We start from the raw sequence: 15,038 nt of genomic DNA on the forward strand, positions 1-15,038 counted from the left end.
CTTCCGGCTGCTCACTCACAGGAGAAGACCCATGGCATACGACGTTCCGCAACTGCTCGGCATGAGCCAGCAGCAGCTCGATGACCTGTTCAAGGCGAGCGCTCCTGGCGACATACCCAATGGCGAAGCGAAGGGCACGGCCATCGTCGCGCCGGGCACCAGGTTCTCCGACAACATCGCGCAGATCATCAATGTGTTCGGGTGGCAGGGAAAAATATTCGACGCGCAGAAGGGCGTGCTCAAGAACAAGATCCTGGCCTTTGGCGTGCATGCCATCGTGGCCAAGGTCTACAAGGACAAGAGCTGGCTCGACGGCAACGAATGCATCGTGCTCGATTATTCCGACACCTCGTTCGTCGCCAGCCGCATACGCGACGAGATTCGTCTCATCGGGCCGGACTTCTACCTTGGCAAGGTGTACTGGGACAAGGCCCGCCTGATCGATTTTTGCCTGCAGTTCTGAGGTGCGGTGACCCCCCAAGCGCCCTTCACGGTATTGGCCGCGGTTGCCGCGGGCCGCGAAGCCGCGTTGCGCGCAGTGCTCGACGAAATGAACCTCGCGCACAAGCCAGGAGCAGCCGACCCGGCGAATGAAGTGCTGCCCTTCGGCATTTTCAACAAGCTGCACTACGCGCGCTTCGCGCTGCTCGACGATTCGACGCTGGTCGACTTCGAAACCTTCGGCCTGCCACGCCCGCAGGTTCCTCCGCTGTACCTGGTGTTCCTGGGCGTATGCGACGGGCCAGCCGACGAGCAACTGGCCGAGTTCGCGCATTTCGCGGGCCGCGGCCTGTCGCGCGTCTTCTCGAATTGCGACGGGTTCAACACCTCGTCCGATCTGCTGGCATGGATGAAGGCGCACGACGTGCACGTCGACACCAACTACGTCAACCGTATCGGCCGCACCGTGCGGCAGGTGCGGGAGGAGAGCGCGTTGCAACGGGCGCTCTCGGCCCGCGTGCCGCGCGGCACGGCCCACGGCGCCCCGACCGATCCGCAAGCGGTGCGGCAAGCGCTGCTCGACTTCGTGAAAGACGAACAGAACGCCGGCCGCCTGCCGCTGACCGGGCCGGAACCCACGCCGCTGAGCTGGGACATGCGAAACGCGCTTCATCTTGTCGGCGTGCCGCTGATGCTGCTGCCGCTGGTCCTCGTGCTGCCGTTTGCGCTCGTGATCCTGCGCGGCCAGGAGAAAAGCGACCCGGAGTATTGCCCGCCGCCGGACCCGGCCGCCGTGCTCGGCATGCAGCGGCTGGAAGACCATGACCTGACCAACAGCTTCACCGCGCTGGGCGCCGTCAAGCCGGGGTGGTTTCGCCGCGTGCTGGTGCCTGTCATCCTGCTGCTCATCGACTATGCGGCCCGCCATGTGTTCGGCAAGGGCCACCTTGCGCGCATACAGACCATCCACTTCGCGCGCTGGGTGTTCATCGACGACCGGCAGCGCGTGCTGTTCGCGAGTGACTACGACGGCAGCCACGAGAGCTACATGGATGACTTCGTCAACAAGGCCGCCTGGGGGCTGAACCTGGTCTTCAGCAACGGCTTCGGCTGGCCGCGCACCGACTGGCTCATCTGCGGCGGGGCACGCCACGAACAGCGTTTCAAGCACTACCAGCGGCGCCACCAATTGCCGACGCAGGTCTGGTACCGCGCCTACCCCGGCCTCACGCTCGGCGACCTGGAGCGCAACCGGCGCATCCGGGCAGGCGTCGATGCGCAACACATGAATGACGCGCAGGCGCTGGCATGGTTGAGGCTGATGTGAAGAAACACCCCCGAAGCGCCTGCGGCGCCTCCCCCTCGAGGGGGCGCACCCAGCGGCCCGGCAAAGCCGGTTCCGCGAGGGAAATGAAACACCCCCGATGCGCCTGCGGCGCCTCCCCCTCGAGGGGGCGCACCCAGCGGCCCGGCAAAGCCGGTTCCGCGGGTGCCCACGAACGGACTTCGCGGTGCTCGTCCTGGCTTCATCGGTCGCACGATAGCGTGGTGGAACACTGACATGAGCAATGGCCAGGGCGCATTCACCGTCGACCTCGATGACATCCAGGGTCTGCTCGCATTCGGCTACGGCAAGCTGAAAGAGGCCAGCTTCCTCTTGCTCGACGTGCGCGACGCCACGGCGGCGCGCGAATGGCTGTCGCGCTGCACGGTAAACAACGCGGTGAAATTGGACTCGGCCCCGCCTACCGCGCTGCACGTGGCCCTGAGCTGCCCCGGGCTGCGCGCGCTCGGCGTGCCCGAAGATATCGTGCAGGGCTTTTCGCCCGAGTTCGTTGCCGGCATGAGCAGCGACGAGAGCCGTGCGCGGCGGCTGGGCGACGTCGGCAACAACGATCCGGCGTACTGGCACTGGGGCAATGCCTCCGAGGTCGTGCCGCATGTGGTCGTATTGCTATACGCAGTAAAGGACCGGCTTGCCGCGTGGCAGGACAAGGTGCTCACGGAATGCGCGGCCGGGTTCACCCTGGTCAAGTGCCTCACGACCACCGACATGGACGGGCACGAGGCCTTCGGCTTCAGGGACGGCATCTCCGAGCCCCGCATCGACTGGGACCGCGAGCGAGCGGCCGTCGACCAGGAGTTGCGCGAATACACCAACATCGCATGCCTCGGCGAATTCGTGCTGGGCTACCCCAACGAATACGGCGAATACACCGAGCGCCCCCTGCTCGATGCACAGCGCGACCCCGGCGGCCAACTCCCGCGCGCCGAAGACGAACCCGACATGGCCGACCTCGGCCGCAACGGCAGCTACCTCGTGCTGCGCCAGTTGCGACAGGACGTCGGCGGCTTCTGGCAATTCGTCGACCGCGTGGCGGATGGCGACGCGGCTGCGCGCGAGCATCTTGCGGAGGCGATGGTCGGCCGCACCACGGAAGGCGATGCGCTGATCCCCACCGGCGAACGCATCCCGGGCGAGCAAGACCCGCGCAACACCTTCACCTACCGCGGCGACGAGGAAGGCCTGCACTGCCCCATCGGCGCGCACATCCGCCGCAGCAACCCACGCAATACCGACCTGCCGCCGGGTGCGAACGGCTTCTTCTCATGGGCCATTCGCACACTGGGCTTCGACGCCGATGCGCTGGCCAACGACCACGTTTCATCGACGCGCTTCCATCGCCTGATGCGGCGCGGACGCGAATACGGCACGCGACAGACGCTGTCGCAAGCGCTGGTGGCGCCGCCCGAGCCGGCGCATACCGACAGGACCTACGACGGCACCGGCCTGCACTTCATCTGCCTGGCCGCGAACATCACGCGCCAGTTCGAATTCGTGCAAAGCGCGTGGCTCGCAGGCGTGCGCTTCGACAGCCTGCACGGCGAGAGCGATCCGCTGCTGGGCAACCGGCAACCCGACCCGATCGGCGCGCCGACCGACAGCTTCTCGATCCCGGTGGCCAACGGCTGCGACCGGCGCGTGACCGGCCTGCCGCAGTTCATCACCGTGATCGGTGGCGGCTACTTCTTCATGCCCGGCATTCGTGCCCTTCGATTCCTGTCAAAGGTGAAGCCATGAACCCGCCCCTCACGCCGATCAACGACTCCAACGCCAGCCACCCGCAGCCGCGCGCCAGCACCGGCGTGGCCTGGCGCAACTTCGTCGCGGACACGGGCATGGCGCTGATCCGGCTCGAACGCCGCTTCGACCCCTTCGTGCGGCCCGCCTTCGATGCGCTCCTGAAAGACCCGCTGGCGCGCCTGACCACCTCGCTCATCAACAGCAAGCGCGTCGACGAGCACCTGAAGATCGCCGAGGAACGCCTGCTGGTCGACGAGGAAGCCTGGACCGATTCGATCGTGCGCAGCTTCACCCAGCAGATGTCCGACCTGTGGAAACCCGGCGGCTTCGAGCGCGGCGGCAACACCAAGACGCAGGGCATCCTGAGAGGCGAGTTCACCGTGCACGACAACCTGCCCGAGCACATGCGCCGCGGCATCTATGCCAAGCCGCAGACCTTCAAGGCCTGGGTGCGCTTTTCCGGCCCGGGGCCCTACATCACGCCCGACATCGACGACGTCGGCTTCATGAGCATCAGCATCAAGCTCATGGGCGTCGAAGGCCCGAAGCTGATGGAGGACGAACAGCACACGCTCGACATGTTCGGCGTCTCCACCGCTACCTTCGTCACGCCCGACGCCAAGGCCAACGCGGCACTGCAACTGTGGAGCGTGAAGAACGCGCAGGTCTTCTACTTCGTCAACCTGCATGACTCACATGTGCTCGACCTCATCATGCAGTCGCTCTACATCAAGACGCAGACCAGCCCCTTCGAAGCGCCCTACTTCAGCTGCGTGCCCTACCTGATGGGCGAGGGCCAGGCGATGGTGTATTCGGTCTGGCCCAAGTCGAACAAGAAGACGCGCATTCCGAACCTGCCGTTTCGCCCGCCGGACGACTACCTGCGCAACGCCATGGTCGCTTCGCTGTCGGAAGGCGACGTCGAGCTCGAAGTGCGCATGCAGATGCAGACCGATCCGCACCTGATGCCGATCGAGAACGCGGGCGTGCTGTGGCCCGAGAAGCTGTCGCCGCGCATTCCGGTCGCGACGCTGCGGCTGCCGCGCCAGACCTTCAACTCACCGGCGCAGATGGCGTTTGCCAAGCGGCTCTCCTACAACCCGTGGCACACCATTGCCGAGCACCGGCCGCTGGGAAACCAGAGCCGGGCGCGCAAGCGGATGTATTGGGAGCTGTCGCAGTTCCGGCACAAGATGAACGCGGTGCCGCACTACGAACCCAATGGCGACGAGACCTTCGACTGACCCCTCGCCGGTCAGCCCTTCGGCGGTTGAAACGACAGCTTGCCCGCGGCGCCCATCACCTCCATGGCCTCCGCGACCGTGTAGAGCTGGCCCGTCTTGTTGGCGCGGACATGCCCCGGCAACGAGGCACCGACGGAGACGGCTGCCGCCACCTTGGCGTCCGGGGCCTCGAAGATGATGAAACCGTCGTACTCGCCCGCCATGTAGTACATGCTGATCAGCTTGCCGCCGACCTTCTCCAGCAATGCCTTGATCGGAACGCTGCGGTCCTCCGGGTTCCTGGCCAGCTTTTGCCAGGCTTCGCTGGTATAGCTGAAGTGCAAGATATAGGTTGGCATGCCCAGCTCCGTTTCTTCGAATTCGAGGCTCGCCGAATCCACGCGGGATTGCCGGACGCAGCCTTGCCTCTTGTGGTTGGGGCGCTTGTTGTACTCCTTCAGCGGCGAAATGCAACCGCGGACCTTGCCATACCGGCTTGCAGCGCCGTCCGCACCGCATCGCCGATGTGGCTTACGCCAGCGTGTACGCCGTCTTCACCGTGGTGAAGAACTCCTGCGCGTACTTGCCCTGCTCGCGCGGGCCGTAGCTGCTTCCCTTGCGCCCGCCGAATGGCACGTGGTAGTCCACCCCCGCCGTCGGCAGGTTGACCATCACCATGCCGGCCTGGCTGTGGCGCTTGAAGTGCGTGGCGTACTTCAGGCTCGTCGTCGCGATGCCCGCGGACAGGCCGAACTCGGTGTCGTTGGCCGTGGCCAGTGCTTCCTCGTAGTTCCTGACCTTGATCACGCTTGCCACCGGGCCGAAGATCTCTTCCTTGTTGATGCGCATGCTCGCCACCGATTCACTGAACAGCGCCGGCGACATGTAGTAGCCCTCGGTGCCCAGCTTCAGCCGCTCCCCGCCCGCCGCCAGCGTCGCGCCCTCGCCCTTGCCGATGGCGATGTACTCCAGGTCCTGGTCGAGTTGCGATTGGCTCGACACCGGCCCGATGTCCGTGCCCGCGGCCAGCGCATCGCCCACCTTGATCTTCGCCATGCGTTCCTGCATTGCAGCGATGAACTTCGGATAGATGCCTTCGGTGACGATCAGCCGGCTCGAGGCAGTGCAGCGCTGGCCGGTCGAATAGAAGGCGCTCTGCACGCTGAGTTCGACGGCCTGGTTCAGGTCGGCGTCGTCCAGCACCACTTGCGGATTCTTGCCACCCATCTCCAATTGCACCTTCTTCTGGTTGGTCACGCACTGGATCGCGATGTTGCGGCCCACGCCGACCGAGCCGGTGAAGCTGATGGCATGGATGCCGGGGTGGTTCACCAGCGCATTGCCGATCACGCTGCCGCGGCCCATCACCAGGTTGAACACGCCCGCCGGAATGCCCGAGCGGCTGATGATCTCGGCCAGCGCCCAGGAAGAGCCCGGCACCAGGTCGGCGGGCTTCAAGACGACGCAGTTGCCGAAGGCCAGCGCCGGCGCGATCTTCCAGGCAGGAATCGCGATCGGGAAGTTCCATGGCGTGATCAGGCCGACCACGCCGACCGGCTCGCGCGTGATCTCCACGCCGATGTTCGGGCGAACCGAGGGCAGCAACTCGCCGGACAGGCGCAGGCATTCACCGGCGAAGAACTTGAAGATCTGCCCGGCGCGCGTGGCTTCGCCGATGCCTTCGGCCCGGGTCTTGCCTTCTTCGCGCGAGAGCAGCGTGCCGAGCTCTTCGCGGCGCGCCAGGATCTCGGTGCCGATCTGGTCCAGTGCGTCCGAGCGCGCCTGCACGCTGCCGGTGGCCCAGGCCGGGAACGCCGCGGTGGCAGCGGCCACGGCGGCTTCAACGTGCGTGGCGTCGCCCTGGGTGTACTCGGCGATCGTGTCGCCCAGGTTCGAGGGGTTCACGTTCAGGCTGTAGGCGTTGCCTTGGGTCCACTGGCCGCCGATGAGGTTATCGTGCTGTTGCATCTGCTTGTCCTTGTGCTCGGGGAAAACGGGAGGTCTGAAGCGTATGCCGCTTCGGCCGATCGCGCCCAGTTATTGAGGGCCCAGCTTGTCGATCAGCGCCTTGAGCATGTCCATCTCATCGGCCTTCAAGTCCGTCAGCGGCGTGCGCACCGGGCCTGCATCATGTCCGACGATCTTCGCGCCGGCCTTGATGATGCTCACTGCGTAGCCCTGCATGCGATTGCGCAGGTCGAGGTACGGCATGAAGAAGTCCTTCAGCAGGCGATGCTGCGTGGCCATGTCGTCGCGGGCGACCGCGTGGTAGAAGTCCATCGCCGTCTTCGGGATGAAGTTGAAGACGGCCGACGAATACACCGGCGTGCCCATCGCCTTGTAGGCGGCGGCATAGACCTCGGCCGTCGGCAGCCCGCCGAGATAGGCAAAGCGGTCGCCCATCTTCTGGTAGATCGACACCATCGTCTCGATGTCGCCGATGCCATCCTTGAAGCCGACCAGGTTCGAGTTGCGTTCGGCCAGCTTTGCAAGCGTCTCGGGCTTGAAGCGCGTCGAGCCGCGGTTGTAGATGATCACGCCGAAGTCCACGCTCTTGCACACCGCCTCCACATGCGCGGCCAGTCCTTCCTGGCCGGCTTCGGTCAGGTAGTGCGGCAGCAGCAGGATGCCGTGCGCGCCGGCCTTCTCGGCCGCTTGCGCGCATTCGATGGCAAAGCGCGTCGGGCCTCCCGCGCCCGCGATGATCGGCACGACGCCCTTGCAGGTGTCCACGGCCGTCTTGATGATGCCGGGATATTCCGCGCCGGTCAGCGAGAAGAACTCCCCCGTGCCCCCCGCCGCGAACAGTGCGCTCGCACCGTAGGGTGCCAGCCATTCAAGGCGCTTTTCATAACCCTGCTTGTTGAAGTCGCCGTTCGCGTCGAAGTCGGTCAGCGGGAACGAGAGCAGGCCGGAGCCCATGATGGTCTTGAGTTCTTGCGGATTCATCGGGGAATGTCTTGAGAGAGGGGATTAGCGAAACAGGTGGTGAGAAGTCGCGGAGATTGCGCAGCGAGGCCGCCGAGGTCGGGTCGAGCAGCGCAGCCGCACTCCAGAGCGGCGAGCAGCGCAGGCCCGGGATCGGCGGCCACGGCAGGAAGATTCGCGGCTTCTAGTCGAGCTTGATGTCGGCGTCCTTTACGACCTTGGCCCAGCGCGCGCGCTCCTTGTTGAAGAAGGCTTCTTCCTCGGCCGGCGTCATGGTCACGACTTCGGCGCCCTGTACCGCGAGCCGCGAGCGGATGTCTGCCGAGCGGATGATCGAGATCAGTTCCTTGTTCAGCCGCTGGACGATCGCGTCCGGCGTGCCGTGCGCCACGCGGACGCCTTGCCAGGTGCCGGTTTCGAATCCGGGCACGCCTTGCTCGGCGATGGTGGGCACGTCGGCCATCAGCGGCATGCGCGTGGCCTTCGACACGCCCAGCACCTTGAGCTTGCCGCCCTGCACCTGCGGCAGCGTGGCGAGCATGCCGTTCATCAGAATCTGGGTCTGCCCGGCGACGGTGTCCTGCACCGCCTGTACGCCGCCCTTGTACGGCACGTAGATCCACTTGGCGCCCACGGCGCGTTGCAGTGCCACGCCGGCCAGGTGCGGTGCGCTGCCGGTGGCGGTCACGGCAAAGTTCAGGTCGCTGGTCTTCGACAACGCGACCAATTCCTTGAGATTGCCGGCCTTCACCGACGGATGCACGACCAGCAGGTGCGGCGAGTAGGCGAGCATCGTCACGCCGCGCAGGTCTTTCGACGGGTCGAACGCCAGCTTGTTGTAGACCGACGGGCTGATCGCCAGTGCACCGACGTCGCACAGCAGCAGCGTGTAGCCGTCCGGTGCCGACTTGGCCACGGCGTCGGCGCCGAGATTGCCGTTGGCACCCGCCCTGTTCTCCACGATCACCGGCTGGCCGAGCGCCACGGACAGCGGCTGGCTGATCGAGCGCGCAATGATGTCCGACGAACCACCCGGCGGGTACGGCACGATGATCTTGATGGGCTTGGTCGGCCAGTTGGCCGCGGCCTGCGCCGATGCCGTCAACGGCATGGCGGCCAGCAAGCCGGCATTGAAGGTCGCGGCGAGTATGCGGCGGCGATCGATTTTCATGAAAGGTGTCTCCTTGCGTGTAAGTTATCAGTCATCGTACAACTAAAAATACAACCCGTCCAGACAAATCTCTCGAATCTCAAGTCTCGGAGGGCGGCGGTGCCCCTGCGCCGGACTTTTGGGCGGCCTCCTGCGCCGCGCGCAAGCGCTCGCGGCTGTTGGTCAGATGGATGCGCATCGCCGCCCGCGCCGACTCGGGATCGCGCCGCGCGATGGCCGCATAGATCTCTTCGTGCTCGCGGTTCACGCGGCTCAGGTAGGCACCGCCGCGGTCGATGTTGCGTATGGCGCTGATGCGCGTGCGCGGAATGATCGTGGTGCCCAGGTGGCTCATGATGTCCGCGAAATACGGGTTGCCGGTGGCCTGCGCGATCTGCAGGTGAAAGCGGAAGTCGGGTGCGACGGTGTCTCCCGCGTCCGCCACGTTGCGCTCGAAATCATCGAGCGCCTGGCGCATGGCCAGCAGCTGGTCGTCGGTGCGCCGGCTGGCGGCGAGACCGGCGGATTCGGTCTCCAGGCTGATGCGAAGCTCCAGCACGGCAAGGACGTCGATCGTCGCGGCGATCTCGCCCGGGTCGAGCCGGAACACGCCGCCCGCCCGCGGTTGCAGCACGAAGGTGCCGATGCCGTGATGCGTCTCGACCAGCTCCGACGCCTGCAGCTTCGACAGCGCCTCGCGCACCACGGTACGGCTGACGCCGTAGGCGTGCATGATTTCCGACTCGGTCGGCAGCTTGTCGCCGGGGCGCAGCACCTGGTTGCGGATCTTGTCGCCCAGGTCTTCCACGAGGCCGTGAGCGAGGCCGCGACCGCGCTGACGCGGCCGACCCACGAAAGTGGCGGCGGCCTCCGGGACGCTTGTCGCCGGAGGCACTTGATTTAAGGGATTACCCGTATCAGTCGTCGCCATGGCAAGAATCATAATTGGTCATATGTTGTACGACAACATATAACTGATCTCGCAAAAATGCATTCTCAGCGATTCAGCGCCCGATGTCGATCGGACGCCAAGAGCGGCAACCCCGCGCTACCCGCAAGAAGCGCCAATACAAGAGAACCTGAACATGTCGATCTCTGAAAACAAAGTCCGCCGCCTGTTGCTGACCGGCGCCGCCGGCGGCCTGGGCAAGGTGCTGCGCGAGCGGCTCCGACCCTATGCGGACGTGATTCGCCTGTCCGATCTCGCGGCGCCCGCGCCCGCCGAGGGCCCGCACGAAGAAGTGGTGATCTGCGACCTGGCCGACAAGGCCGCGGTCGATGCGCTCGTGGCGGGTTGCGATGCCATCGTGCACCTGGGCGGCGTTTCGGTCGAGCGGCCTTTCGAGGAGATCTTCGAGGCCAACATCAAGGGCGTCTTCCATCTCTATGAAGGTGCGCGCCGTCATGGCGTCAAGCGCATCGTGTTCGCCAGCTCGAACCACGTCATCGGCTTCTACAAGCAGACCGAGCACATCGACGCGACAGCATCCAAGCGGCCCGACGGCAACTACGGCCTGTCGAAGTCCTTCGGCGAAGACGTGGCGCAGTTCTACTTCGACCGCTACGGCATCGAGACGGTGAGCATCCGCATCGGCTCGTCGTTCCCCGAGCCGCTCAACCGCCGCATGATGAGTTCGTGGCTCAGCTACCGCGACCTGACCACGCTGGTCGAGAAGTCGCTGTTCACGCCCGACGTCAAGCACACCATCGTCTATGGCATGTCGGCCAACCGCGACGTGTGGTGGGACAACCGCGGCGCGGCGCACCTGGGTTTCGTGCCGCAGGATTCGTCGGAGCCCTTCCGCGCCAAGGTCGAGGCCCAGCCGCCGGTCGCCGCGAACGACCCGAACGCCATCTACCAGGGCGGCGCCTTCACCGCGCAAGGCCCGTTCGAATGAGCCATCGACCCGCCATTTTTCCCAGCAGTGCATCGGAGACGAGGGTCTCTATTTCAACCCAAGGAAGACAGATGAAGATCAAACATGGCAAGCTTCTCGGCATCGTCGCGACGGCAGTGCTCGCACTGACCGCCGTGGCCGCGCAGGCGCGTGATTTCCGCTCGGCCGAAGTCCACTCCAAGGACTTCCCGACCAACATGGCCGTGAAGCAGATGAGCGACGACCTGGCCAAGGCCACGGGCGGCAAGGACAAGATCAAGATCTTCGCCGACAGCGCGCTGGGCTCCGAAAAGGACACCGTCGAACAGGTCAAGATCGGCGCGCTCGACATGGTGCGCGTCAGCTCGGCGTCGTTCCACGGCATCGTGCCGGAATCGGTGATTCCGTCGCTGCCCTTCCTGTTCCGCGACATCGATCATTTCCGCAAGGTGATGTACGGCCCGACCGGCGACAAGATCCTGGCCTCGTTCGAGAAGGCCGGCTTCGTCGGCCTGTGCTTCTACGAAAGCGGCGCGCGCTCGGTCTACGCCAAGAAGCCGATCAAGTCGGTGGCCGACATGAAGGGCCTGAAGATCCGCGTGCAGCCGTCCGACCTGATGGTGAGCCTGGTGACGGCCACTGGCGCATCGCCCACCCCCATGCCCATCGCCGAGGTGTACACCGGCCTGAAGACCGGCCTGGTCGACGCCGCCGAGAACAACTACCCGTCGTATGAAGAAGCCAAGCATTTCGAATCGGCGCCCGTGTATTCGGAAACGATGCACGTCATGACGCCGGAAGTTCTGGTCTTCTCCAAGAAGATCTGGGACACGCTGCCCAAGGAAGAGCAAGCCGCGATCCGCAAGGCCGCGAAGGACTCGGTGCCCTACTACGTCAAGCTGTGGGAAGCGCGCGAAAAGGACGCCAAGGCCACCGTCATCAAGGGTGGCGCCAAGATCGTGGCGGCGACGGACATCGACCGCAAGGGCTTCGTCGAAGTCGAGAAGCCGGTGTGGGACAAGTTCTCGGCCACGCCGGAGCTGAAGGGCCTCGTGACGGAAATCGTCAACACGAAGTGATGGTCCGGCGATGAGCTTGTTTACCCATCTGAACGCGAGGTTGTCGCGCTGGGCGATGTACCTGGCGTGCATCTGCCTGGTCGGCCTCCTGTCGGTCGTCGTCTACGGCGTGGTGCTTCGCTACGTCTTCAACAACGCGCCGGCCTATGTGGAGCAGGTCGCCCTGCTGCTGGTGATCTCGGTCGCCATGTTCGGTGCCTCCGCGGGTGTGCGGGACGCCGGCCATATCGGCCTGGACTCGCTGGTGAAGGTGCTGCCGCCGCGCGGCCAGTTCTGGTGCAAGTTCATCGTCTATGTGCTGAGCATCGCGTTCGCGGTCGCCCTCTTCGCCGGTGCCGGCGAGATGGCGGTCTCGACGCATCACGACACCATTCCCACGCTGGGCATTTCGGAGTCTTTTCGCTACCTGCCGGTGCTCATCGCAGGCGTGCTCATCACGCTGTTTTCACTCGAGCACATGATTGCGCAGTTCACCGGCCAGGAGGTCGTTCCATCATGGCACTGACCATCCTGTCCGTCAGTTTCTGCGTCTTCCTGCTGTTCGGCATGCCGGTCGCGTTCGCGATCGGGCTGAGCTGCCTGCTGACCTTTGCATTCGAAGGCCTGCCCTTCGAGACCGCCATCCAGATGATGGTGTCTGGCATGAACGTGTTCTCGTTCCTGGCCATCCCGTTCTTCATCTTCTCCGGCGAGCTGATGCTGCACGGCGGCATCGCGGACAAGATCGTCGCGTTTGCGCGCAGCCTGGTCGGCCACTGGAAGGGCGGCCTCGGGCTGGCCAACGTGGTCGCCTCGACGCTGTTCGGTGGCGTCTCGGGTTCGCCGGTGGCGGACACGTCGGCCATGGGCGGCGTGATGATCCCGGTCATGAAGAAAGAGGGCTACAGCGCGGACTACGCCGTCAACGTGACCACGCATGCATCGCTCTCGGGCGCGCTGATGCCGACCTCGCACAACATGATCATCTACGCCTTCGCGGCGCAGGCCGCGGCCGGTGAAATCGGCGGGCACGTGATCCGCGGCGTGTCGATCGGCGACCTGATGTTCGCCGGCCTGATCCCGGTGTTCTGGATCATGGTCTGCATGCTGGTGGCGGCCTACTGGCAGGCCGCGAAGTACGGTTACCCCAAGCGTCCCGACGGCTCGACCATGGTCGAGCGCTTCCCTGGCTGGGGTGCTGTCGTGCGCACCTTCATCGCGGCCATCCCGGGCCTGATGGTGATCGTCATCATCCTGTTCTGCGTGATGGAGGGCGTGGCCACGGCCACCGAGGCGGCGGCCATCGCGGTGACCTACTCGCTGGTGTTGACCGTCATCATCTACCGCACGATGACGAAGAGGGCGCTGTTCAAGTCGCTGGCCAAGGCATCGAAGACCACGGGCGTGATCCTGCTGCTGATCGGCGTGTCGAACATGTTGCGCTACCAGATGGCGTACCTGGAAATTCCCGACACCATCGAGGCCGCGCTGCTCGCCGCGACCACGACCCCGTGGCTGATGCTGCTGTACATCAACATCATCCAGATCTTCCTGGGCATCTTCCTGGACATGGCGGCGCACATCCTGATCACGACGCCGCTGTTCCTGCCGCTGGCCATCCAGATGGGCGTAGGCCCGGTGCAGTTCGGCATGATGCTGCTGCTCAACTGCGCGCTGGGCCTCGTGCATCCGCCTGTGGGCACGGTGCAGTTCATCGGTTGCGCCATTGGCAAGATATCGATCGGGGAGGCGACGAAGACCGCCTGGCCCTACTACCTCGCGATCTTCATCGCGATCACGCTGGTGACGTACGTGCCGTCGTTCTCGACCTGGCTGCCGTCGCTGATCACCGGCCACACGGTGCTGTAAGAGATGTTCGCCGTCTATGTTTCGAACGCCGAAAGCGGCGACATCTCGGTGCTGCATCTCGACCCGGCGCAACGCACTCTGAAGCCGGTGCAGACGGTCGACGTCGGCGGCGAGGTCATGCCGCTGGCACTGAGCCCGAAGCGCGACCGGCTCTACGCGGCGCGGCGCTCGGAGCCGCGCGAGGCGCCGAGCTTTGCCATCGACGCCAGGACCGGCGAGCTGTCGAAGCTCGGCGCCGGTCCGCTGCCGCACAGCATGGCGTACATCTCGACGGATTCCACCGGCCGCTATCTGTTCAGCGCGTCGTACGGAGGCAACCTCGTCGCGGTGAACGCCATCGACGACAACGGCGTCGTGCAGGCCACGCTGCAGGTGCTGCCGACCGGGCCCAACGCACATGCGATCCTGCCGGCGCCGTGCAATCACTTCGTACTCTCGACCAGCCTGGGCGGCAAGGTCGTGAACCAGTTTCGATTCGACTCGGCGACGGGGCAACTCACGCCGAACGCACCCCCGAGCATGACGCCGCATGAAGGCGCGAGCCCGCGGCACTTCGTCTTCAGCCGGGATTCGCGCTTTGTCTATCTGCTGAACGAACTCGACGCGACCATCGACGTGCTCGCATACGACGCCTTCGCCGGCACGCTGAGCGCCGTGCAGAACATCGGCACGCTGCCCTCCGGTTTCAGCGGCGAGCCGTGGGCCGCCGACCTGCACCTCACGCCCGACGGACGTTTTCTCTACAGCAGCGAGCGCCGCTCCAACACGCTTGCCGGCTTTCGCGTCGATGCCGCGAACGGCACGCTCTCGCTTGTCGGCCACACGCCGACCGAAGCGCAACCGCGCGGTTTCAACATCACGCCCGACGGCCAGTTCCTGATCGCCTCCGGCCAACGCTCGCAGCGTTTGAGGCTCTACGCAATCGATAGCGAGTCCGGTAACCTCGCGCCCATCGGCGATGCCCCGGCCGGCCGCGGGGCCAACTGGGTCGAGAGCATCATGCTCGGCGCCTGAGCCAGACGCAGAAAGACGCACATGACGGCCTTCGCTCCCCTCTTCATCACGATGCACGAGCGCGACAACGTCGCGATCGTCGCCAACGACGGCGGCCTGCCCGCGGGCACCACCTTCCCCTCGGGCCTGACGCTGGTGGACAAGGTGCCGCAGGCGCACAAGGTGGCGCTGGTGGACATTCCCGAAGGGGGCGAGGTGCGTCGCTACAACGTGCCGATCGGCTATGCGTTGAAGGCGATTCCGGCCGGCAGCTGGGTCCATGAACGCCTGCTCAGGATGCCCGCCGCACGCGAACTGGTCGGCCTGCCCATCGCCACCGTCAAGGTGCCCGAGCAGCCGCCGCTGGAGGGCTACACCTTCGAGGGCTATCGCAACGCGGACGGCTCGGTGGGC

The 15,038-nt window shown here is 65.3% G+C and carries 15 protein-coding genes; 10 read left to right on the forward strand and 5 right to left on the reverse strand.

The window, feature by feature from the left end; all coding sequences use genetic code 11:
- Positions 1-31 precede the first annotated feature (31 nt).
- The 4 genes from WKW80_RS25145 to WKW80_RS25160 all read left to right on the forward strand — a co-directional run bounded on the left by WKW80_RS25145 (position 32) and on the right by WKW80_RS25160 (position 4,770).
- Positions 32-463 carry a hypothetical protein gene (locus tag WKW80_RS25145; protein ID WP_340366299.1) on the forward strand — a complete coding sequence of 144 codons (432 nt, stop codon included), beginning with the start codon at positions 32-34 and terminating at the stop codon, positions 461-463.
- Between the two features lie 6 nt (positions 464-469).
- Complete coding sequence (locus WKW80_RS25150; RefSeq protein ID WP_340366300.1) at positions 470-1,768, forward strand: hypothetical protein; 1,299 nt, start codon at positions 470-472, stop codon at positions 1,766-1,768.
- A 234-nt stretch (positions 1,769-2,002) separates the two neighbouring features.
- Positions 2,003-3,523: a Dyp-type peroxidase gene (locus WKW80_RS25155; RefSeq protein ID WP_340366301.1), complete on the forward strand. Its 1,521-nt coding sequence runs from the start codon at positions 2,003-2,005 to the stop codon at positions 3,521-3,523.
- Complete coding sequence (locus WKW80_RS25160; RefSeq protein WP_340366302.1) at positions 3,520-4,770, forward strand: catalase family protein; 1,251 nt, start codon at positions 3,520-3,522, stop codon at positions 4,768-4,770. The genes WKW80_RS25155 and WKW80_RS25160 overlap by 4 nt, the downstream gene beginning before the upstream one ends.
- Before the next feature lie 11 nt (positions 4,771-4,781).
- Here the strand turns inward: WKW80_RS25160 and WKW80_RS25165 are convergent, their stop codons facing one another.
- The 5 genes from WKW80_RS25165 to WKW80_RS25185 all read right to left on the reverse strand — a co-directional run bounded on the left by WKW80_RS25165 (position 4,782) and on the right by WKW80_RS25185 (position 9,758).
- Positions 4,782-5,108: a GYD domain-containing protein gene (locus WKW80_RS25165; protein WP_340366304.1), complete on the reverse strand. Its 327-nt coding sequence runs from the start codon at positions 5,106-5,108 to the stop codon at positions 4,782-4,784.
- Positions 5,109-5,280: 172 nt separating this feature from the next.
- Positions 5,281-6,717 (reverse strand): aldehyde dehydrogenase family protein, encoded by a 1,437-nt coding sequence (locus tag WKW80_RS25170; protein ID WP_340366305.1) that lies wholly within the window; start codon positions 6,715-6,717, stop codon positions 5,281-5,283.
- Positions 6,718-6,786: 69 nt separating this feature from the next.
- Complete coding sequence (kdgD, locus tag WKW80_RS25175; protein ID WP_340366306.1) at positions 6,787-7,698, reverse strand: 5-dehydro-4-deoxyglucarate dehydratase; 912 nt, start codon at positions 7,696-7,698, stop codon at positions 6,787-6,789.
- Positions 7,699-7,861: 163 nt separating this feature from the next.
- Positions 7,862-8,848, reverse strand: a complete 987-nt coding sequence (locus WKW80_RS25180) for a Bug family tripartite tricarboxylate transporter substrate binding protein (RefSeq protein WP_340366307.1) — start codon at positions 8,846-8,848, stop codon at positions 7,862-7,864.
- Between the two features lie 79 nt (positions 8,849-8,927).
- Positions 8,928-9,758 carry a FadR/GntR family transcriptional regulator gene (locus tag WKW80_RS25185; RefSeq protein WP_422822958.1) on the reverse strand — a complete coding sequence of 277 codons (831 nt, stop codon included), beginning with the start codon at positions 9,756-9,758 and terminating at the stop codon, positions 8,928-8,930.
- A gap of 154 nt (positions 9,759-9,912) precedes the next feature.
- Between WKW80_RS25185 and WKW80_RS25190 the strand changes: the two genes are divergently transcribed.
- The 6 genes from WKW80_RS25190 to WKW80_RS25215 form a co-directional block, all read left to right on the forward strand.
- Positions 9,913-10,725: an NAD-dependent epimerase/dehydratase family protein gene (locus tag WKW80_RS25190; RefSeq protein ID WP_340366309.1), complete on the forward strand. Its 813-nt coding sequence runs from the start codon at positions 9,913-9,915 to the stop codon at positions 10,723-10,725.
- Positions 10,726-10,796: 71 nt separating this feature from the next.
- Positions 10,797-11,783, forward strand: a complete 987-nt coding sequence (locus tag WKW80_RS25195) for a TRAP transporter substrate-binding protein (protein WP_340366310.1) — start codon at positions 10,797-10,799, stop codon at positions 11,781-11,783.
- 10 nt (positions 11,784-11,793) lie between these two features.
- Positions 11,794-12,288, forward strand: a complete 495-nt coding sequence (locus WKW80_RS25200; RefSeq protein WP_340366311.1) for a TRAP transporter small permease — start codon at positions 11,794-11,796, stop codon at positions 12,286-12,288.
- On the forward strand, positions 12,279-13,631 hold the full coding sequence (locus WKW80_RS25205; RefSeq protein ID WP_340366312.1) for a TRAP transporter large permease: 1,353 nt from the start codon (positions 12,279-12,281) through the stop codon (positions 13,629-13,631). The genes WKW80_RS25200 and WKW80_RS25205 overlap by 10 nt, the downstream gene beginning before the upstream one ends.
- 3 nt (positions 13,632-13,634) lie before the next feature.
- Positions 13,635-14,645, forward strand: a complete 1,011-nt coding sequence (locus WKW80_RS25210) for a lactonase family protein (protein WP_340366313.1) — start codon at positions 13,635-13,637, stop codon at positions 14,643-14,645.
- Positions 14,646-14,666: 21 nt separating this feature from the next.
- A partial coding sequence (locus WKW80_RS25215; RefSeq protein WP_340366314.1) for an SAF domain-containing protein occupies positions 14,667-15,038 on the forward strand: 372 nt, incomplete at its 3' end.

The sequence above is a fragment of the Variovorax humicola genome, from assembly GCF_037889915.1.
Taxonomy (GTDB): domain Bacteria; phylum Pseudomonadota; class Gammaproteobacteria; order Burkholderiales; family Burkholderiaceae_C; genus Variovorax; species Variovorax humicola.